13 protein-coding genes and 1 pseudogene are annotated in these 21,156 nt (G+C 66.9%); 10 read left to right on the forward strand and 4 right to left on the reverse strand.

Features of this window, described 5'->3' with window-relative positions:
- The first annotated feature begins 18 nt into the window (after window positions 1–18).
- The 7 genes from ACFVX4_RS30745 (at window position 19) to ACFVX4_RS30775 (ending at window position 9,187) form a co-directional block, all read left to right on the forward strand.
- On the forward strand, window positions 19–1,899 hold the full coding sequence (locus ACFVX4_RS30745; RefSeq protein ID WP_389983343.1) for an ATP-dependent endonuclease: 1,881 nt from the start codon (window positions 19–21) through the stop codon (window positions 1,897–1,899).
- On the forward strand, window positions 1,896–3,800 hold the full coding sequence (locus tag ACFVX4_RS30750) for a UvrD-helicase domain-containing protein (RefSeq protein WP_389983346.1): 1,905 nt from the start codon (window positions 1,896–1,898) through the stop codon (window positions 3,798–3,800). The genes ACFVX4_RS30745 and ACFVX4_RS30750 overlap by 4 nt, the downstream gene beginning before the upstream one ends.
- Before the next feature lie 712 nt (window positions 3,801–4,512).
- Window positions 4,513–5,121, forward strand: coding sequence for a hypothetical protein (locus ACFVX4_RS30755; protein ID WP_241691561.1), 609 nt, complete (start codon window positions 4,513–4,515; stop codon window positions 5,119–5,121).
- Window positions 5,122–5,190: 69 nt separating this feature from the next.
- Window positions 5,191–6,339, forward strand: coding sequence for a helix-turn-helix domain-containing protein (locus tag ACFVX4_RS30760; protein ID WP_389983350.1), 1,149 nt, complete (start codon window positions 5,191–5,193; stop codon window positions 6,337–6,339).
- 672 nt (window positions 6,340–7,011) lie between these two features.
- Window positions 7,012–7,590 (forward strand): tyrosine-type recombinase/integrase, encoded by a 579-nt coding sequence (locus ACFVX4_RS30765; RefSeq protein ID WP_389983353.1) that lies wholly within the window; start codon window positions 7,012–7,014, stop codon window positions 7,588–7,590.
- A 235-nt stretch (window positions 7,591–7,825) separates the two neighbouring features.
- Window positions 7,826–8,032: a helix-turn-helix domain-containing protein gene (locus tag ACFVX4_RS30770; protein WP_389983356.1), complete on the forward strand. Its 207-nt coding sequence runs from the start codon at window positions 7,826–7,828 to the stop codon at window positions 8,030–8,032.
- Window positions 8,033–8,098: 66 nt separating this feature from the next.
- Complete coding sequence (locus tag ACFVX4_RS30775) at window positions 8,099–9,187, forward strand: tyrosine-type recombinase/integrase (RefSeq protein ID WP_389983359.1); 1,089 nt, start codon at window positions 8,099–8,101, stop codon at window positions 9,185–9,187.
- 63 nt (window positions 9,188–9,250) lie between these two features.
- Here ACFVX4_RS30775 and ACFVX4_RS30780 read toward each other — a convergent pair whose 3' ends face one another.
- Entirely contained in the window at window positions 9,251–10,693 is a 1,443-nt protein-coding gene (locus tag ACFVX4_RS30780; RefSeq protein WP_389983362.1) for a hypothetical protein, read from the reverse strand.
- A gap of 382 nt (window positions 10,694–11,075) precedes the next feature.
- Here ACFVX4_RS30780 and ACFVX4_RS30785 point away from each other — a divergent pair.
- Window positions 11,076–11,291: pseudogene (locus ACFVX4_RS30785) on the forward strand (IS701 family transposase); the annotation flags it as partial.
- Window positions 11,292–11,452: 161 nt separating this feature from the next.
- Here ACFVX4_RS30785 and ACFVX4_RS30790 read toward each other — a convergent pair.
- Window positions 11,453–14,707, reverse strand: a complete 3,255-nt coding sequence (locus ACFVX4_RS30790) for an N-6 DNA methylase (RefSeq protein ID WP_389983365.1) — start codon at window positions 14,705–14,707, stop codon at window positions 11,453–11,455.
- Between the two features lie 2,310 nt (window positions 14,708–17,017).
- Window positions 17,018–17,835 (reverse strand): IS5 family transposase gene (locus ACFVX4_RS30795; RefSeq protein WP_389983368.1). Its coding sequence is split into 2 segments (ribosomal slippage): window positions 17,018–17,487 and window positions 17,487–17,835, totalling 819 coding nucleotides; the frame shifts between segments, so codons are not numbered across the junction.
- Window positions 17,836–17,904: 69 nt separating this feature from the next.
- On the opposite strand from ACFVX4_RS30795, the gene ACFVX4_RS30800 reads away from it, so the two are divergent.
- Both ACFVX4_RS30800 and ACFVX4_RS30805 read left to right on the forward strand, forming a co-directional pair.
- Complete coding sequence (locus ACFVX4_RS30800; protein ID WP_389983370.1) at window positions 17,905–18,858, forward strand: hypothetical protein; 954 nt, start codon at window positions 17,905–17,907, stop codon at window positions 18,856–18,858.
- Between the two features lie 253 nt (window positions 18,859–19,111).
- The gene (locus tag ACFVX4_RS30805; RefSeq protein ID WP_389983373.1) at window positions 19,112–19,645 is read left to right on the forward strand and encodes a hypothetical protein; all 534 of its coding nucleotides are present in this window, start codon (window positions 19,112–19,114) and stop codon (window positions 19,643–19,645) included.
- A gap of 1,111 nt (window positions 19,646–20,756) precedes the next feature.
- Here ACFVX4_RS30805 and ACFVX4_RS30810 read toward each other — a convergent pair.
- Window positions 20,757–21,156: transposase (locus tag ACFVX4_RS30810; RefSeq protein ID WP_389983376.1), on the reverse strand; the 400-nt coding region annotated here is incomplete at its 5' end.

Here is a 21,156-nt window from a genome sequence, read left to right on the forward strand (position 1 = left end):
CGGGGGGACTGTGTGTACTTGGCGCATCTGCGGGTCGAGAACTTCCGGGTCTTCGGACCCGCAGCGCAGGGCGAGGGCGAGCGAGATGATGCGCTGAGCCTTTCGTTCACGGCCGGGACGAATGTGCTCGTGGGGGAGAACGACAGCGGGAAGACGGCGATTGTCGACGCGATCCGGCTGTGCCTGCAGTCCGCGGCATCGGATTACTACCGGGTCTCCCAGGACGACTTCCACCTCGGGAAGGACGGGAGGGCGGAGACCTTCACCATCGGGTGCGCCTTCACCGACCTGTCGACCGAGGAGCAGGCGGTCTTCCTGGAACTGCTCACCCACGACCGCGACGGCACCGCCTGGTTGTGTGTCACGTTCAAGGCGCAGCGGATGGATCCGCTGCGCAACCGGGTCTCGGTAACCACCCGGACCGGACCGGACGGCAATGGCCCCGCCCTGGACGGCGCTGCTCGCGAACTCCTGCGCGCCACCTACCTGCGCCCCCTTCGCGATGCAGAGGCGGAACTGCGCTCGGGCCGCGGGTCGCGGCTGTCCCAGATCCTCGCCGGCTACCCGGCGATGAAGGACCAGGACGTCGACGACTTCGACCCGACCGGTGATGAACCCCCGTCAACTCTGAGGGGAATTCTGCGGCGGGCTGAGTGCGATATCCGCGACAACAAGGCTGTCGCGGAGGTGAGTGAGGACATCAACTCGGCTTACTTGCAGCGGTTCGCGATCGGTGACGACGTCCTGCGCGCCAAGATCAGCGTTGCCACAGACGCGACGCTGGTCCGCGCACTGGAGCGGCTGGAACTGAACCTCTTCACAGCGTCCGACGAGTGGACGCGCCGCGGACTCGGTTACAACAACGCCCTGTTCATGGCCGCGGAGCTGCTCCTGCTGGGCAAGAACGAACTGGCTCCCCTGCTGCTGATCGAGGAGCCCGAGGCGCACCTCCACCCCCAGCTGCAGACCCGGATCATGGACCTGCTGCGGGACAAGGCGCAGAAGCCGCAGGATGGTGACAGGGCGCCGGTGCAGGTCATCCTCACCACCCACAGCCCCAACCTCGCCTCCTCGACGCCGGTCGAGTGTCTGACCCTGGTCGCCCGGGGACGTACGTTTCCGCTCCGGCGCGGTAGGACGCGCCTGACCGAGGAGGACTACGCGTTCCTGACCCGTTTCCTGGACGTCACCAAGGCGAACATGTTCTTCGCCCGGGGGCTGGCGATGGTCGAGGGAGACGCCGAGGCGATCTTCCTGCCCGCGCTCGCCGGCGCCCTGGGCATGCGCTTCAACGAACACGGGATCAGCGTGGTCAACGTCGGCCACGTCGGCCTGTTCCGTTACAGCCGGGTCTTCCAGCGCGACGGTGAGCAGATCCCGGTCCGCGTGGCCTGCATCCGCGACCGTGATCTCGTGCCCGCCAGCACTCCCGAGGATATGAGGGGCAAGCTCGCGCGCTGGACCGATATGACTGAGGAGGAGGTCTCTGCGTACGTCACGAAGCTCACTACCGGCGACGACGGCCCGGTGGAGACGTTCGTGTCCGACTGGTGGACGCTGGAGTACGACCTTGCGGTCACGTCCTGGACCATGGCCAGGCTGATGTACCGCGCGGTCAAGTTGGCATCCGCCGCAGCACGGGCCTGGCCGGACGCCGACAAGACGGAGAAAGCCATCGCGCGGGCTGACCGGGTTGTCGATACGTGGATAGGGCAGGGCCTTTCCCTGGAAGAGGCCGCCCTGAAGATCTACCGGCCGCTCAAGCTGGACAACGTCAGCAAGCCGATCACCGCACAGTTCGCCGCCCAGTTGCTCGCCTCGACGCCGCTGGTTCGCAGCGACGTCCCGCCCTACCTCCTCGATGCTTTCACCTACCTGTGCGGCGAGGTGGCCCCGTGACCCGCACCTACCTGCCCGATGCCTTCGCCACCGACAAGGTGGAGGCCATGGTGAAACTCCTGGGACTGGACCCGCTCGATGCCGAGCAGTGGGACTTCCTGCAGAGCGAGAGCACCCAGGACCTCCAGGCCGCCCCGGGGTCGGGCAAGACGACCTTGATCGGGCTCAAGCTCGCGCTGATGGCCGACGCGTGGACCTCCCCGACCCGCGGGGTGTGCGTGCTGTCGCACACCAACACGGCCAAGAACGAGATCGCCGACCGAGTGGGCCTTCTCGCCGCAGGACGCAGCCTGCTGTGCTATCCGCACTTCATCGGCACCATCCAGTCCTTCGTACACACCTTCCTAGCGCTGCCGGCCGTGCGGGACAGAAAAGTGGAGGTCCGGTCAGTCGACGACGACGCCTTCGAGACCGCAGCGCTCCGGCTCCTTCAGCGCCCCGAATACTCCACCCTGCGCAGCTATGCGGAGCACCAGCACGAGGGCACCTCCATTGTCACCAGGGCGACGTTCACCTACCGGAAGGGCGAACTTGCGGTCACCGGAGCGGCCAGAGATCTGCCCTTCGGCGCCCAGTCTCCCAGCGGGAAACAGCTGGACCACCTCAAACGGACGCTGGCACGCCGGGGCATCTTCCGCTTCCAGGACATGTACGCCCTCGCCCAGGAGTATCTCGCCCGGCACGCGGGTATCGCCGCAGCGGTCACCACGCGCTTCCCGTTCGTTCTCCTCGACGAAACGCAGGACACCAGCGCCACCCAGCACGAACTGCTGGACCTCGTGTTCGCTTCCTCGTCCACCGTCGTGCAGCGGGTGGGCGATACCAACCAGGGCATCTACAGCGACGCGGCCTCCGTCGGAGGGCCCGCCTCGATGTTCCCGCTGCCGGGGGCCCCGGAGCTGCCGGTCAGTCGCCGCTTCGGGCCGCAGATCGCGGCCGTGGCCAGCCGCCTGGCCGTCCGGCGGCCCCAGCAGGTCCGCGGAGCTGGCCCCGCCGGCCAGGTGGCGGTTCTGCTGTTCGACGAGACCACGGTGTCCGACGTCGTACCGACCTTTGAGCGCATGGCTGCTGTGACCGTCGCCGAGGACGTCCTGGTGCGGCGTCCACCGCGTGTACTGGGTTCGCGACAGAACCCGAAATCCTCACCCGTCTACCCGCAGTCGATCTCCTGCTACCTGCCCGGATACACCCCGACCAGCCGCCCGACGGCTCACCGCACCCTGATCGGTGCGGCCCGCGCGGCAAGCGCCCGGTGGAAATCAGGCCCGGACAGCCACGAAGCGGCCATCGAGTTGTGGAACGCCGTGCGCGCGTCCGTCTCGGCACCGGCCGGCGACGGGCTCCCGGCCCTCGGTCGCCTGGAGAGGTCAATGGCGACGACCGGAGGCAGGGTGCGGATCCTGCTGCGTGAACTCCTCCTCAACGCAGACCTGTTCGACGCAACGAGTTGGGCAGAAGCCACCGAGGAGCTGGCCGTCCAGCTGAAGCTCCTCAACGGCTGCCAACTGCGCCAGTCTGCTATGGAATTCACCACCGATGCTGCGGAAGGCGCGGCTGTCGGCCCCGCTCCCGCGGCCGTCGCCGCAGTACCGGCGGCGCGAGCCGTACCCGGGACCATCCAGAGCGCGAAGGGCGAGACCCACGCGGCAACACTGATCCTGGAGTGCCTGGAGAAGACGGGCAAGAAGTTCGACGTGACCGAGGCGCTGCGCATGATCGCCGAAGGGAGAGACCCGCTGCGGGAACTGAAGACCGTACAGGCCGCCGTGCAGCTCGTTTTCGTCGGAGCGACACGCCCCACCCACCTGCTGGTGCTCGCCGCCCACCGCGACCGCAGCAAAAAGTACGCGGACGCGATGGCCGGCGCTGGCTGGGACATCCGGGACCTCACCGAGCACTGACCGCATCTGCCCCGCCGTCCCTCCGGCGTGCGGAGATCGTCTCTGCCGTTCCAGGCCCGGTTCGTGGCGTGAGGGAGTGCTTCGTGAACGGCTGCGAGTGTCCGCCGGGAGGCGGCCGGGTTGAGGGCTGGACGAGCGGCCTGCGACTGACCGCGGGGGGACCCGCGTACGGGGACGGCTGTCTTCGAGGAAGAGCGCGTCATCTACGACGAGGACGGCGAAGCTGGGGCCCGAGTTTGGAGAGTTCGCGGGTGGCTGCCTGTTCATCTCTCACATCAACAACGTCTCAGGTGGGAAGGAAAGTAACTTCGTCCAATGGGGCGGAGGGATCCGGTACGCGATCTCCGAGGAAGGCGTGCGCAAGTCAGCTGAACGGCAGAAGGAGCGGTTCAGAACCCATCGGGTGTCCGACGTCAGGTAGTCGTCGGAGGCGTGATCGGGTCTTCCTCGACCGACGACGGCACCTCTATCTCGGGCGCATGGGCACCACAGGTTCGCGGGAGGCAGGTCGCGGCTGGTCACTTCGCTCGCAACCAGTGACGCAGTCCGTAACGACGAAGCTGCAGAATCTTATAAAGATGGGCCCTTGTTTGAGGTAGGGTCTCCATCAGTCAACTGCCGTGTATCGGAGGTCCTCTTGCCGTTCTCCCTGTCAATGTCCCCCTTGGAGCCCGACGATGTTCGGGCTCAACTTGGCGGAATGGGGACAAGGTTGGAGTACCTGCACGACGTTCTGCGCGCGGGCGAGGCGGCGCGCAGAACAGCAGTCCCCAACGACCCGATGGGGACTGGGGGGCGGAGGGCCTATGAGGCCCATGTGCGCACGATTCGGGAGCTGCATATCGAGCGCGAGGGATGGGCGCGGCTCGTGCACGGCCGCTTGGAGCTGGTTTGCAACGCTGATCGATCGATGGCGATGGGCGTCATGGTCGGTAACGCGGCCACCGGCCAGGCGGGCCTGTTCCCGAAGAACGGGCGCCGCCGGGGCGCCGCCACCAGACAGGTCACTCAAGCCAACGAGGGCGAGGGGGCGGCACACGTCCAGACCGCTCTGTTCGTGGCGGGGGCAGGGCCCAGGGGCGTGTCGCTCAGCGAGGAGGAAGCCGCCGCGCTGAAGACGTGGTTTCTTCTGTCGCACCGCACGAAGGTCGGGGACGCGGTACGCGTCGACTGCGAGCTGTCGCGGCCTAAGAGGTTCGTGGACGGATTCGTGGTCGAATGGGGAAGTCGGATTCCGCTTCCCACGCTCACGATGGACGGAATCGAACCTTTGAACGATGATGGGCCTGGGGAGATCGACATCCCTGTCGATTTCCGCTGAGTCCGATGGTGGGGGCGTCGGAGCCCGCCGCCCCCACCAGGCACCACCGATAGCTGAGGCAGCCCCCACATGGTGACCCCGTCCCGCATCGCACTGGCACGCAAGCGCAGAGGGATGACCCTCGCCCAGTTGTCGGACCGGTCTGGAATCTCGCTGCAAAGCCTGTCGAACTACGAAACCGGGCGAACCGCTCCGCGCTCCACCACCCTGAACAAGCTGGCATCCGCCCTGGACTTCCCCGCAGCCTTCTTCCAAGGGCCGCCGCTGGAGGAACTCCCCGCCGAAGGAATCTCGTGGCGGGCGCGCAGTAAGACCTCACCGCGGGTGCTGGATGCCGCCCGCGCCGCAGGGACGCTTGGTGCGACGCTTTACGCCTGGATTGCTGAGAGCTTCCGCCTTCCCGTGGTGGACGTGCCATCTCTGGGCAGGCCGGATCCGGAAACGGCCGCCGCGATGGTCCGCACCCGCTGGGAGCTGGGGGAAGCACCGGCACCCAATATGGTGCACCTTCTGGAAGCCCATGGAGTGCGCGTGTTCTCCCTGGACCCCGATCATGCCGAGGTCGACGCGTTCGCCGTCTGGCGTGAAGGCGTGCCCTTCGTATTTCTCAACACCCTGAAATCGGCCGAACGAGGCCGCTTCGACGCCGCTCACGAGCTCGGGCACCTCGTGATGCATGGGAGCGAGCACGCCTGCTCGGGTCCCGAAGCCGAACGCCAGGCGAACGCCTTCGCATCCGCGTTCCTCATGCCCAGGGCAAGCGTCCTGGGCCACATGCCGTCGGGTGCCCACGTTGACCAGATCATCCGCGGCAAGCGGATCTGGAAGGTCTCCGCTATGGCCCTGACGTACCGACTGCACGATTTGGGCCTGCTCACGGACTGGCAGTACAGGTCTACTTGCGCGGAACTGAGCCGGTTGGGATATCGTTCTGGCGAACCCGAAAGCATGGGAGAACGGGAAACATCCCAAGTGCTGACCAAGGTATTCGCGGCGCTGCGCACAAAGGGTGTGAAGCCTTCCGCTGTAGCCGCGGAACTGGGGCTGACAAGCAAGGAGATGAACAGGCTTCTGTTCGGCCTTACGCTCACAACCGTCGCCGGCGGTGGACAGCAAACCGCACCCACTACCACGCGACACCTGTCCGCAGTCAGCTCTCCTCCTTCTGTAGCCGCTCGTCTGCCGTCGAATCCCGCACGCGCGTTCGCTAGGCCCTGAGTTCGCCGCTTGGATAGGTCAGCTCTCTGTTCAGGTTCGGGCTTGGAAGCATCGACGCCCTATCCTGTCCGGTGCTGATTGCGTTCCCTGTGCCTTTTGCCATACCTCCGTAGTCCAGCGAGGGGCGTCTGCTGCGTTCCGGTCGAATCTCTCGGCCGCCTAGATTCGTAACTTTTCGCGGAAACGCTACCGTTCGGCGGTCAGGCCGCCTCCTTGGGGTACCCGCCGCTTCGGTGATCCGCACGGGCAGCGAGCCGTCAGCCCCTACGGCTCCACGAGTTCAACCTCAGTAACAACGAAGGAGTAAGCGCTTAGAAGGCACCTGCTCTGTTCTTGTGTTTCCTGGCTTCTGATGCCCAGCCTCGGATGGGTTTGTCCTGATTCGCCGACGGCAGACACATTAAGTCCCGTACGGACTGGATTAACGCGGCGAAGGAAGCAAACCTAGAGCGGTCCTCGGAAATCCCGGCGATCTAATACCTGCTCTCCGCGCATCATCCGATCCGCGAGCGGTTCGTCGCGTGCGCAACATAGCCGACGATCGCCGGTTGGCCAAACCGGCGCTTCTTCGGACCATTGATGGACCAGGGGATGCCGACGCGTCCCGATGTCTCGTATGAGGAGCCAAGTAGCTTGTCGCAGCCTGCAATAGATGAATCGTCCTTGCTCTCCGTGGACCACGTCCGCGCTCTTCTGGAATGGATCCAGGAGGAATCTCCGGGAGTCGTGTTTCCCTTCTTCCTCACCATGGCGGGCACCGCGCTGTCGCCAGGCGAGGCGGCCTCGGTTCGGGTGCACGACGTGACGCTCCCGGACGGGGAGTTCGGGGAGGTGCTGGTCCGCTCCGGCGAGGGCCGAACGGTCCCCCTCACGCCGGAACTCGTGGGTGTGCTGAGGCGCTGGATCGACAGTGCGGACCTGAAGACGGGTGATCTGTTGTTCCCCGGCGAGCGGGGTGGACCGTTGGCGTCCTCCGAGTACCGAAGGGTGTGGAGGCAGGCTCGCCAGGCGGTGTTGAGTCCGGACGAGGTGCAAGCGGGCTTGGGGGAGCAGGTCTCCAGTCTGCGTGATTCCTGCCTGGACGCCTGGCTCAAGGCGGGCGTTCCGGCGTGGGGCGTCGCCGAGTGGGCTGGTGTGAGCGCGAGTTGGGTTGCGCTGCGTTACCCGCACCGCTTCCGCCTGGAAGACGTCGAACTCGACTGGGATCACCTGGAAGAGGTCATGGGCATTCCGGACACTCCCGTGCGGTAGTTTCCGTCCCCGCGCTCGGACTCATGATCTGAGCGCGGGCCCTCCCGCCGCACGCATCCCGAACGTCGGCGGTCCACGCCTCGCTGTGGCCGCCGTGTCAAATGGGCTCAGCCCCCAGCGATGTGGTTCCACTGCCCTGACGGGGCTGGTTGACCTTCGCCCTGGACCGCCCGACAGCCCGGCTGAATCAATTTGTCGGCTTGGCCATTCCAGCCCTGTTCCCGAGGACTCGCGCATGCCTGCCCGTTTGCTGTCCATCCCCGCTGTCGCCGCCGCCCTGGACGTCGACCGCCGCACCGTCTACCGCTTCATCGCCGCCGGAGACCTCCCCGTCGTCGACCTGCGTACCGGGACGGAACGCTCCCGCGTCCGTGTCCCCGCTGCCGGGCTGGAGGAGTTCATCGCCAGCAGGCTGGTCGCTTCCCCTCGCGCCCGCCGATGATCTCTCGCCATCCGTCCGGCCCTCACCGTTTCCGAACGAAGGAGTAGTACCGCGTACCTACGCAAATTGAAGTCCGGCAAGTGGCAGGCGACCGTACGCAACCGGGCCGGAGACCGGTTCAGCGAGTCCTTCCCTCTCAAGGCCCAGGCACGGGCCTGGGGCATCGAGCTGGAGACCCAGTTCGCCCGCGGAGGCATGCGCGACCCGCGGGCCGGCGAGATCGCGTTCCAGGAATGGCACGACCGATGGTGGAACGCCCGCATCGTCGAACCCCACACCCTGCGGGGCGACGCGTCCAGCATCAAGAACCACGTCACGCCCTACTGGGCTGACTGGGAGATGCGGGCCATCACCCGCATGGACGTCCAGAGCTGGATCCGCTCCCTGGTCGAGAAGGGCGCAGGCCCTGCCGCGATCAAGCGGGCCTACAACCTGACGTCATCCATCATGCGCGCGGCGGTCGACGACGACGTGATCGCGGTGAGCCCGTGCCGCAGCATCGATCTGCCGCCCATCGCGGTCAAACCGCCGCAGTGGTTCACGCCCGACCAGGCGCAGAGCATCCTCGACGGACTCGCCCCCGCCTGGCGGACGATGTGCCTGCTCGGTTTCTACACCGGACTGCGCTGGGGAGAGCTAACCGGTCTGCACCGCCACCGCATCGACACGCGCCGCTCGCGCCTGTTCGTGGTGGAGGTCAACACCAAGAGCGGCATCAAGGAGTACCCCAAGAGTTCCAAGAGCCGTCGGGAGGTCCCGCTCCCGCCCCACGTCCTGGAGGCACTCGAACGCCACATCCACCGGCTCGACCGCGACGCGGTGGTCTTCACCACCATCACCAAGGGCCGCTCCGGGCGCCTGCTCGCCGACAGCAACTGGCGCCGGCAGACCTGGTGGCCCGCTGTCGAGGCCGCCTACTACTTCGGCGACGACGGCGAGCTGCAGCTCGTCCCGCACTACCCGCCCCACTCTATGCGCCACACCTGCGCCTCGTGGCTGGTCCAGAAGGGCGTCTCGCTCTACGAGGTCCAGCACCTCCTTGGCCATGAGAGCTTCCAGACCACCCAGCGTTGCGCCCACCTCCAGCCGGACGCCCACAAGGCCGTCCTCGGAGCCTGGGAACGCATGGAAACCCCGCTCACCATCGCCGCATGAATGTTCCTTCGCCCTGTCCTCCACGGACAGGGCGAACGCGTCTCCCGGTCGGACAGGGCCGGGTCACGTACGCGGGTCGGTTGGCCGATCGCCGGGAAGCGTCCAGCGGCCGTCGGTGTCGAACGGCCACGGGTAGGCGTAGGCATCGACCTTCGCCAGCTCACGCAGCACCTCCCGCCCAGCCGGCGGATCCGGAGGAGTGCGCAAGGAGTCCTGGAGCGGGTCGAGTTGCTCCGCGTACGCCTCGGCCCACTCCAGCCAGTCCGCCTCGTCCGCCGCAAACGGCGCGTCGCTGGCGCGGGCGGCCTGGCAGAAGGCGCGGATCTCGGCGGCCTGCCGCCAGGCCCGAATCTGCCCGCTCAGAACCGTCGCCCGGTGCTGCTCGATCTGCTGCTCGCGAGCCCGCGCGACGGCCGCGTACCAGTGGCGGCGCTGTTCGGCCTCGCGCAGCTCCTTCTCTTGCTCCCGGTGTTCGGCTTCCGCCGCGAGGCGTTCGATATCCTGCAGCAGATGTCCCAGCCGTGACTCCAGGGTCCACCGGGCACCGTCGCTGTAGGAGTACGAGTGCTGGTACCAGCTCCCGGTGGGCGCGCCGAGAACGAGGCGGCCGTTGAACTCCGCGTCGTGCTTGGGCAGGCGTGTCCAGGGATTGCGCTCCTGCTGGCGCAGCTCATGTGGGGTCGGCTCGTGGGGGACTTTGGCCGTACGCTCCGTGAGAACGAGAGGGAAGGCCCGGCCTCGGATTGCGATCGCCACCGTGTGCACGGCTTCACCGCGTTGCAGGTCGGTCTGGGGCTCCACCGTGTATCCGCGGCTCTCCGCCTCGGTGAATAGCGCGTGCATGATCCGCAGGGCCCGGTCGGCGAGCGGACGCGACAAGTACAGCGGGATGACTTCCGGCTTGCCCCGGGTGTCGACCGCCCCCTGGGAGCGTCCGAGAGCCTTGCGCGTCGCACGAACGAGCCGATGAGGGCGATCGAGTGTCTCCGGCACGTCGATGGACGGGACGGGAGGAGGCTGGGCGGCCTTTTCAGCCTCCTCGTCAATCAGCGTGAAGACACAGTCGCCGCGCTGGCGGCCGTTCCACCGCAGCTTGTGCCCAGCGGGTATGTGCCCATGGTGGAGCGCGTCGTAATACGCGGCCCGCCACCGACCCCGGGTCTGCGCACCAGGGTCGGGAACCGTGATCTTCCCCGAAGTCGCCTGCAGACGGGAGATCAACTCTGCTCCATCGGCTGGCGCCCGCGCGGCATGGGCGGCATCGCCCGTCAGGCGTTCCTTCTCGGCTTGGACCTGTCGAGGATGCTTGCCGTGCTTGAGGTAGTAGCGGCCGTCTGCGGTGACTACGGCGACGTGCCCGCTCCCGCGCCAGGTCCGCTTGATCAGGTTCCGTTGTTCCAAGGCCCAGGACGTCTGGGTCCGGGTGGATGGGATGGGCATCGCACTGGAAGCTGCCGCGATCTTGCGGAGCAAGTCGACCTGAGGCTCCGTCAAGGCGTACTTCATCAGTGGGCTCCTCGACGGTCCGCGGACGAGAAGGCCAATCTAGGAGCGCTACAATCGCCTGGCGTGCAGCGGTCCTCCATAAGGGTGTATCAGGCTGCTACCGACTACGGCCGTCACAACGGCAGTGTAGGGTCTCCCCACGATCACCCCCAGTGCCACCAATCACCACCGCGAAGCTCATTTGATGTTCCCAGCCGTGTACGTCTCCACAGACAGGGTGAAGTCGTTTCCCGGTTGGACAGGTCCGCGTCATATTAGGCGGGTCGGTTGGTCGGGCATCAGGAAGATTCGAGCGGCCGTCGGTGGCCAACGGCCGCGGGTAGGCGTAGGAATCGATCTTCGTCAGCTCGCGCTATACCTGTCTGCAGGTCCAGCGGAGTGCATACGGGGCCTTGTAGAGGCACGAGTTGTTCCGCGTGTGCCTCGCGGAGCATTGGCGAAGTTCGTGGCCGATGTGTTCACCCCCGAGCCGTGTAGGGGGCAGCGGGGCTGGGGAGAGCGTCATCTGAGGGGACCTATGTTGGACGGGCGGCGCATGTCGATCCAGCCGATGGCACAGCGGCTGCCGGACGGGAACATGCAGGCCCAGTTCGTGAACTAGTCGCTGTGGGATTGGTTGACCGTGCCGCTGGATCGCCGTGTTGCTGTGCGAGCCGATCTGGCCCGAGGCGTATTCAGCGGCTGCACGTAATTCCACTCGGTCGATCCGGTCCCGCCCCTGGCGCAGCCGCGCCAGGTCGCTCGACCTCGCCCCCGCTACTACTCGGGCGGGCCGTACGTGATCTCCAGCGAATGCTCCTCCAGGCTGCGGAGCGTCAGCTGGTCGTTCCGGGCCTCATTGAGCAGGAAGAGTTCCCGGGTCCGACACTCCTCGCACAGGCTGACGACGGCGAACGGCCAGAGGTCGACCGGAGCCCCGTACGGGGCGCTGTCCACGTAGATGCGGTCGGGCCGAAGCGGCTGGGTGCTCGACCGCTCGAACGGTTCCCAGCTCGGATGGCTGCCCCTCAGCCGGAGCCCGACTATCCGGTACGAGCCCTCGTCGAGGTACTCGCACCGCTCCACCCAGTCCCAGTGCGTCCCGGAGAGCCAGCTGACCGCACTGATCGCCCGCACGATGTGCGGTTCCAGCCGCTCGACGTCCTCCGCCAGCTGATGGCTGGCGCGGACGCCGTGAGCGTGGTGCGCGGTGTTCCTGAAGTCCTTGATGTGGCCCAGGAGGGCGCGTGCATTGCCCCGGTCGCGCAGGGTGGCGAGCTGTTGGATGCGGGGCGCGATTCCCTCGGCCTCCAGCCGGTCGAGGAGCCAGAGCCAGGTGCCGAAGGTGGCGCCGGTCCGGAACTGCTTGCGCAGGTTCCGGGAGAAGCCGTTCGACGCGGCGAGTTCGGTGAGCGCCAGCACGCCCAGCACCCGGGCCAGGCCCTCGCCCAGCTTGAGCAGTCCGTCCTTCCGCTCCGCCGGGTGCGTGCTGACCCGGTACCGACGGGACAGCGCGGCGGCGTGGTGCGGAAAGCTCCACTCGGCGCGCGAGATGGGGTCGTCCAGCGGACGCACGAGTTCGCCGATCAGGCCGGCCTCGTGGGCGGCGGCCCTGATCTCGTTCCGAACCCCCTGGACGTCCCGTTCGCCGCTGCCGAAGACGTTGGGCAGGATTCCCGACATCGTGGTCCGCAGTGCGCGCCGCCCCTCCTGCACGGTTTCCAGGAGGCTCTCCACCTCGCTGTCGGTCACCAGGTCGACGGGGACGTGCGTGTCCAGCAGATCGCGAGCGCTGGGGTACTGACCGTTGTCCTTGCGGGAGTTCAACCACTCGCAGAGCGCCTGGCCGCTGCCGCGGAGCGGCTGCAGCACGAAGAGCGAGGTCGCCGCCTCGCCGAAGCCCTGCGGTAGCAGGCGCCAGTTCCCCGGCCGTCCGACGAGCATGCCGCCCGAGCACAGGGTCAGCGTCAGCCCGTCCTCCGGCGCGTCGGGGAGCTCGACGGCCGAGTCCGCCTCGTGGAGATCCTGGGCACGCAGGTGCTTGGGCCGGTCGGTGCCGTCCTCCTGCTCCTCGCCGCGCTGCGGCGGGTGGACCCGGGTGGTCTCCAACCTAGCCAGATTGCGCAGCAGTTCGAATTCACCGTCGAGTTCCGGCCGGTAGAAGAGCGCGGGTGGGATCTCGCAACCCACCCGCGTCCTACTGGCGTCGATCCAGGCGTCCGGAGCGGTCGGGTGTACTTCGCGTCGGAGGTGGTCGCTCGGATCCACCTGAAGCGGCAGGTGGACGAACTCGCGCAGCTCGGGATCCGGTTCGTACGCCTCGCCGATCCGCTGCGGCTCTCCGTCGCGATCGCGCACGCCGACGGCCTTGCGGACCGCCGCCTCGAAGACCTTCCCGCGCGGCCAGCTCACGTCGGCCGAGGCGACCGCCCGGCGCAGCGCCGTGACGGCTTCCTGGCCCCTCGTCCACGTTGAGCCGACCAGCGGACGCAGGGCGGCCACCAGGGCGGCGGGATCACGGGTCTTCTGGATCACGCGCGATTCGGCGAGCTGAGTCAGGACCTCTTCGGACAGCTCGTACCGGAGCCGAAGTGGTTGATCGATCGTGACGCGCTGGTACATCAGTTCGTGGGTGGAGACGACGCGGACCCGGTCGTCCGGCTGCTGGGCGGGGTCGGCGGACAAGGTGTCCAGGTACAGCCCGGTGATCTCGGAGATCTGGTCCGACGTGATGTATTTGCGTTTCGAGCCGATGGAGCGGCGCATCTTTTGCCACTGGTCCTGAGCGTTCAGCAGCAGCACCTGGCCCCTGCGCTCTGCCGGCTTGCGGTTGCTGAGGACCCACAGGTAGGTGCTGATACCGGTGTTGTGGAAGAGGTGGTCGGGCAGCGCGACCACGGCCTCGAGCCAGTCGTTCTCCACGATCCACCGTCGGATGTCCGATTCGCCGGACCCCGCGCCCCCGGCGTACATCGGGGAGCCGTTGAAAATGACCGCGATTCGGCTACCGCCCTCGCCCGAGGCGCTCACCGGCTTCATCTTCGCCAGCATGTGCTGCAGGAAGAGCAGTGAGCCGTCGTTGATCCGGGGAAGACCGGCCCCGAAGCGGCCCGCGAAACCGAGCTGCTCGTGCTCTGACCGGACCGCGTACTCGCTCTTCTTCCAGTCGGCACCGAACGGCGGATTGGCGAGGAGGTAGTTGAAGGTGGCTCCCTGGTGCCCGTCCTCGGCGAAGACGTTCCCGAAGGCGATCGTCGAGGCCCGGCGGCCACTGGTCATCATGGTGGCACGGGAGATCGCCCATGACTCCCGGTTGATCTCCTGGCCGTACAGCGTGACGTCCGCCTGGGGGTTCATCGATGCGATGTACGAGGCCGCCTCGGTCAGCAGGCCGGCCGTCCCGCAGGCCGGATCCAGGATGGTGCGGACGGCATGCGGCGACGCCAGGAGGTCCGAGTCGGCGGAGACCAGGAAGCCGGCCATCAGGTGGGCGACGTCCCTAGGGGTGTAGTGCTCCCCGCTCGCCTCGTTGCCGCTCTCCGTGAACCGCTGGACGAGTTCCTCGAAGAGGCTCTCCATGCGGCCGTCGGTGATCATCTGCCCCAGGTCGATCGAGACGAACTGCGCGACGACGTGGTAGAGGAGTCGGGCCTGGTAGAGGCGGGTGACGGTCCGCTCGAACTCGAAGCCATCCAGCAGTTCCCTGACGTTCTGGGAGTACCCGTCGATATGGGCCAGGAGCACCCGGTCGGTGTTCTCCGGATCGCTGAGCACGCTCTCCATGGAGAACGGGCTGACGTTGTAGAAGGGCCAACCCGAGGCGGTCGTCAGGCGCTGCTCCCGCTCCTGCTCGCCGTCTGTGCGCTCGGCCTCGTCGAGCACCGCTTGCCGGCTCGGGGCCAGCAGGCAGTCCAGCCGGCGCAGCACCGTGAACGGCATGATCACCCGCCCGTACTCGGAAGGCTTGAAGTCGCCGCGCAGCAGGTCGGCCACCGACCAGACGAGCTTGGACAGATGCCAGGTGTCGTCGCTCATGCTGTCCTCCGCAGACCGGTGCCCTCCACGGGACTGATCATCCCATGGCGGGCGACCGGGCCGGGCCCACGAGGAGTACGGGAGGCCGACCTGCCGGTGGCGGTACCCGAGGACCTGGATGCCGCCACCGTCGTCGGTCCCTCCGTCGTCAACCGTCGGTCAGCCGACCGGACGTCAGCCGTTGTTCTCTCTCCGTGAAGCCGCTCCACCTGCCCCGACTTCATATTCGCAATGCACTCCGCACCAAACATGAACGCCAGACCTGACGAAGCCCTGCTCGGTTCGCTCCCGGCTGTCCCTCTCGTCCGTCGCAGCTGGCGCGTCGTCGGTTTGGGCGCGGGCGGCCTGTCGCGAAGCGCGAGGACCGATTCTTCGTCGTGACGCTCGTTTGACGCTCCGAGCTCCCGCACTCGGGGCAACGGATGGATAAACTGCCTTTGACCTGGGCCTTTTCGTGACTCGTCCAGGCCGACATCTTTTCGATGACGCATCACGTGGAGTGCGTGGCGATCCTCGAACCGGCCGGGAAGGGCTCCTGACCTGCGGATTTTCCCGTGCGCATTATCTGCGATGTGGGCGTTACGGGCGATATCTCGACGCTGAAATGACGCTCGTGACGCTCATTTGACGCTCGTTCTGATGGGGGTCAGGTGTGTTGCGTCGCTGGTCAGCTGGCCTGATGGGGAAGTCCGCGAGGCAGGGGTGCCGGAGATTTCTGGTGTCAAACAGTCATGCTCAGCCACATCGGCAGAGCGCCCAGCAGGTTCTTCGAGTGCTGGTGGTACACGCCTCACGTGGCCGCTGACCAGGAGAAACGGCCACGATTCGGCCAAGCTGTGGGCGGCTGGTCCGCGTATGGCCCGGATCTTGGTCGGCACGGAGTGGGTCCCTGACCGATGGCCCGTGGCGGCGGCGAGCCGGCACACAAACGAGGGGCGGGCCGACAGGTCATGGTGCGGGTTGACGGCCATGAGGTGACCACGGAGTGCGATCAGGGGCATGTCTCCGGGCACTGGTCCCTTGAGGCCGCTCGGTTGCGGATGGCGGTCGCCCTGGCGACGGGCGCCCGGCCCTCCGTACAAGGGAGGCGTGAGTTCCAAGAGCTCCTGGTCGCCTCGACGGACCTGCCCCGTCACAGCGGCCCTCGGTAGGCGAACGTGTTCCTGCGAGGACCGAGGCACCCGATCACCGGACGCGACGACGTCGTCGAGCAGCTTCACGGCCTGATCGACGACCGTCGCTGACCGACGATTGAGGCCCGCTGGAATGGTAGGAGTAAAGGCGGGTTGCTCAGAACGCGGCGCGACCGGTATGCCCCTGCCGGAGCGGTATCCCGCGTCACCGGTACTCCTAGACGTTGTCGGTCGCGGCGCGGGCGAGATCGAGCACCACGACGAGACCATGGTGGTCGGACGCATCCGGTGGAGAATCCAGCAGTTGGTAGTCGGTGATCGCGTCGCGCAGCAGCATCGATGCCCACAGCTGGTCGATGCGTTCGTCGGCGCACGTGCGGCGGAGCAGCGTTTCGTCGCCGGTCCGCTCGTACAGCTCCCAGGCCGCGTCGACAAACCCGATATACGACAGCGTCTCGGCAACCGGCGTTCCGGCGTGATCCGGCCGTCGGACTCGGACGGGAGCCTCGTGCGGGCGGCGCGGGATGACGGTGATCCGCTGGCGGGTAGTTGATGTCGCCAGCGACGATGCCGTACGGCCCGTATCGCAGGGCCCGCGTCGCCAGGAGCTTGGCCCGTGCTGGCCCGGTAGGGGACGAAAGGGTTCAGGTGGGCGCTGATGATGGTCAGCGGGGCGGGGAGGCCCACGTCGAAGACGGCGGCGCCGAAGCCGTGCAGTGTCTGGTCGGCGAAGTTGGTGTTCCAGTGGGTCCAGCAGCCGAGGGTCTCGCGGCGGTTGAGCAGGGCCTGCACGATGCCCGAGCTGGACGGCGGGAGTGGCAGCGGGTCCATGTCCAGGTCGTACGCGGCCCGAGCGAGCTGTCGGTGCCCGAACTCACCCCACCCCAGGGCCTCCTGCAGCTATCCGGCTGTGGGAGTGCTCGCCTTGACGCTGACCTGGGGCTCAACGTAGCGGACATGTCCGTGACGTTGTTAGGAGACGCACGTCATTCCACCCTTTCGAGTTAAGGGGGCGGCTCTGGGAACTGACCGGCCCCCGCGGGATCTCTCTTCCCGAACCCCGTCCCGCCCGTGCTGGCTGACGTCTGCGCGGGGCCTGAAGGGCGGGCCCGCACACGTTCAGCCAGGACACGTCACAACGCAGCGAAACGGTCTGATGCGGCATTAAGACCGTGTCCTATGTGGTGAGTCGGACCAGTCGTTTGTAGCAGCAGAGGGCGGCGGCGAGTCCGAGAAAGGCCAGGTAGTTGCGGGGATGGCGTTCGTAACGGTGGTTGAGCCGGCGGTAGCCGGTCAGCCAGGACATGGTGCGTTCGATGACCCACCTTCGGCGTCCGAGCCGTTCGCTGGATTCGATTCCCTTGCGGGCGATGCGGACGCCGATACGTTTCCCGCGGAGCCATCTACGCAGGTCAGGGATGTCGTATGCCTTGTCGGCGTGGAGCTTGCGGGGTTTGAGGTTCCAGCCGCGGTGGGGATCGTGTCTCGTTTGGAGACCGGCCACCATGGGCTTCAGGCCTTGGCTGTCGTGGGTGTTGGCGGCGGAGATGCCGACGACCAGGGGCAGTCCGTTCGCGTCCGACAGGACGTGCATCTTGGAACCCGGTTTACCCCTGTCCACGGGGCTGGGGCCTGTGAGTTCGCCCCTTTTTTGGCCCGTACGTGGGCGGAGTCGAGGACCACGCGGGTCAGGTCGAGCAGGCCGCACTCGTCGATGCGGTCGAGCACCGCCTCGTGCAGCCGACCCCAGACACCGGCCCTGGACCAGATGGCGAAGCGCCGGTGGGCAGTAGATTTCGAGACCCCGAAACACGGCGGCAGAGCCCGCCAGGCACACCCGCTCACCAGCACATAGACGATCGCCGCGAACAGGGTCTCATCAGGCGTGTCCTGCGTCCCGCCGCCCTGCGGGCGCACCTTTGACGGCGGGATCAACGGCTTCGCGATCTCCCACAGCCCGTCCGGAACAATCCAACTCCACGTACCCCGCCCCATGAACAGCCCAACGAGCGATCACCACATAGGACACGGTCTAAGATCTCCGAACCGAGTATTGGGGGCACCGTGGACATCGACCTATTCGACGCCGTCAGGCTCGCGAACACGAACCGGCAGAGGCGTAAGCGTCTGCATGAGTGCGAGCGGGAGCTTGATCGGCGGGCCGCCGAGGACAACGCCGCCCTGCGGAAGGCTGGGCAGACGCTCTACGACGAGGGCCTCGTCCCCTTCCGTGACGTCTATCAGCGTCTCCAGCACGTCGAACTGGTCGAGCTGGCTGTGGCCGAGAGGCCAACCGTCGGCGACAAGGCGGGCACCGAACCTCGGCAGCCGCGCAAAATCACCGTGCCGCCCGCCGTCCGCGTGCTGGCTGGCGGCGCGTTCCTGTTCGCTGTCCCGCTCGTGGTTGGTCACGCTGCCAAGGCAGGCCCCTATCGCGCGGTGCGAACCTTCGCCTCCGCCTCCACCGGCAGGGCGATCAAGACACTGCACGGGGCGGCGGCTCGCAACGCCACGGAAGCGTGGTTTGGCCGCGGGCCTGTTGGCGCGGGCGGAGGTGGGAGGGAGGCCGGGAGAAGGCTGCTGGACAAGATCGAGACAACTTCGGCCAGCCTCACGCGGGAAGTCATCGCGAAGTGGCAGGCCCAGGCGCTCGAAGACAGCCAGCAGAAGAAGGCACGAGACCTGGAGCGGCGCGAGGCGGAGACGAGGATGAGGCAGGATGAGGGGTCCGCGCTGCATGAGCGCAGCAAAGACATGCAGCGCGTCCTGCAGGACCTCCGGTCCGAGTTGGTGCGAAAGCTCCCGTCATTCACCACGCTGGTCGAAGCGTGCGACGACTTCGCCCGATACGACTCCCGTCAGCGCGCAGAAGTGGCGGCGATGGTCGATCTCGACGGCCTCGCGGTCAGGGTCATGGATTGCCCGATCACTGACGCAGATGAACGGCTGACCGAGGAATCGGGGCGGGTCGTCGCCGACGCCGAGGCCCGACTCCGGGCGATGGAAGCCGAGTCGTGAGCTCAGCTCCGGCGGCGAGCGGGGGGCGCTCGGCAACGTGCCGGGCGACCGCGTCGACGCCGGGGCGGGCGTAGCGCTCCAGGGAGCGGACAGAAGCGTGGCGGGAGCGGGCCAGCAGCATCGGGGTGGAGGTGCCGCCTTCCGCGTTGTGCGTGGCATCGCGCCCTGCGCCGGGCGGCCCCCCGTCTGGGCTCATCTTGACTGCCCCCTCTTCGGCCGAAGACTGTCAGATACGCCTGGCACGATGCCTGGCATGAGCCCGACACCAGAGCTGACGCAGAAAACCCTGACCGAACGCGGCTTCCGCGGCTTCGTGCCGTTCCGTGAACTGCCCGACAGCAACGTCCCCACTGGGCACGGAATCTACGTGGTGATCCGCACGGACGCCTCGCCCCCGTCGTTCCTCCCCGCCAGCGCTGCCGGACACCTCAAAGGCCGCGACCCGTCCGTGACGGCCGACAAGCTCGGCGATGCCTGGGTGGACGGGGCAACGGTCGTGTACATCGGCAAGGCCGCGGGCCAGGACGGACTGAATCAGCGGCTTGCTGACTACCGCCGCCACGGCGCCGGTCTGCTGGCTGGCCATTGGGGCGGTCGCTACATCTGGCAGCTGGTCGACTCGGACGCACTGCTCGTCGCCTGGCGGCCGACGACCGAGGATGACGCGGGTGAGGCTGAGCAGGACCTGATCGACGAGTTCAAAGAACTCCACGGAGGAGCTCTGCCCTTCGCCAACCTCAGGAACAACGCCCGAAAGGCTCCGGAGACGGACACCAACATCGACTGACCCCGTCTTCCTGAACGCCCAGGGGCCGCGCACCGACACCGGCCGCCGCCGCTACCTTGGCTTGGTCTTGGGGGTGCAACCGATGAAGCCCAGCGCCTCCAGGTTGGCAGTAGGTATAAACGTCCTTGGAGTCGGGTCGGCGAATCTAACCGGGGAGTAAGACGTTGAGCAGGGGGGCTTCCTCGATTGGCACGGGTGGGGCTGGCACGATCTATGAGTATCGAGTCGCGGCCCTGGATCTGGCCGCTCTGCTGTGCGGCGTGAGCGTCCCGGGGCTAAACGTGGTGCCGGACTCGGTCTGCCTGCAGCAGGGCCGGGAGTTTCCTCTGGACGACGTGGTTGTTCTCAACCGTGAGGGCCCTTACGAGTTGGCCGTGGAACGGCAGGTCAAACGAACGTTGGAGATCGCTCCCAGTAGCGATCCCTGGCGCAAGACGATCCGGCAGTGCGTGCAGAGTCTGGAGTCGTTTGGCGGGGAAATAGATGCCGACCGACACAGGCTAGGCGTGACCGCATCCGGCCCCTCGCATGGCTTGGAGGTGCTGCAGAGCTTGGCTGCGTACGCTGCTGCGCAGAAAGGCATGGACGACCTTCTGAGAATCCTGCCGGGCTTGGGCCAGGAGCACCGTCGGGTATGGAAACACCTGGCAGACACCGTCCGTGACGTCCTTGCAGAAAGTGAGGCTGCTCCCGAACAGAAGTTGGTGGAGCTAAGCGCCTTCCGAATCGCTCGACGTCTCGTCGTGCAGATTGAGCCTACCGAGCAAGTCAGTCCGCGATATCCCTACTTGTGCGCTCTGTTGAATGACCGGGTGCTTGCGGCGGACACCAGGCATGACGCCGCTGCGGTGTATCGGATGATCGAGGCGCTGGCACAGGAGTGGGGGCCGCGAGCTGGTGTGATTGATGCTGCCATGTTGCGGACCGCACTGCAGGCTCGTGGCATCGTGTTGCGCAGTGATCCGCCGGCCGGGTTGCAGAGGGCCAGTGCCTCACACCGGGTTCGCGCGGTCGGGGAGCTGGAGCCCACTGACGCCTTGCGCTTTGAGGTGCATCCCGCCTTCGAGATGGGTGGATCCCCTGGTGCACTAGGGCCTGTTCTGAGTTCGGATCACCGGGTGGTCGGCAGACTGCGTAGCCAGAGGATGGAGCCGCGCAGGTGGAGTCCTGCGGCGTAGCTCTCGGGTGTCTTGTCATAGCGGGTGGCCAGCCCTCGCCATTCCTTCATCTTGTTGATGGCGCGCTCCACGGTGTTGCGGTCACGGTAGAGCTCGGTGTCGTGACTGACCGGACGGCCGCCGCTGGACCCTTTCTTCTTGCGGTTGGCGGCCTGGTCGGCCTTCTCCGGGATGACTGCCTTGATCTTGCGTTCGCGCAGGTGGGCGCGGTTGGCTCGCGAGGAGTACGCTTTGTCGCCGGCGACCGCGTCCGGCCGGGTTCGGGGGCGGCCGAGAGGGATGCGCACCTTGATCTTCTTCAGGACCGGGATGAAGCGGGGGCTGTCTGCGGCC

Origin of the sequence: Streptomyces sp. NPDC058240 (assembly GCF_042882135.1) — a bacterium.
Lineage (GTDB): Bacteria > Actinomycetota > Actinomycetes > Streptomycetales > Streptomycetaceae > Streptomyces.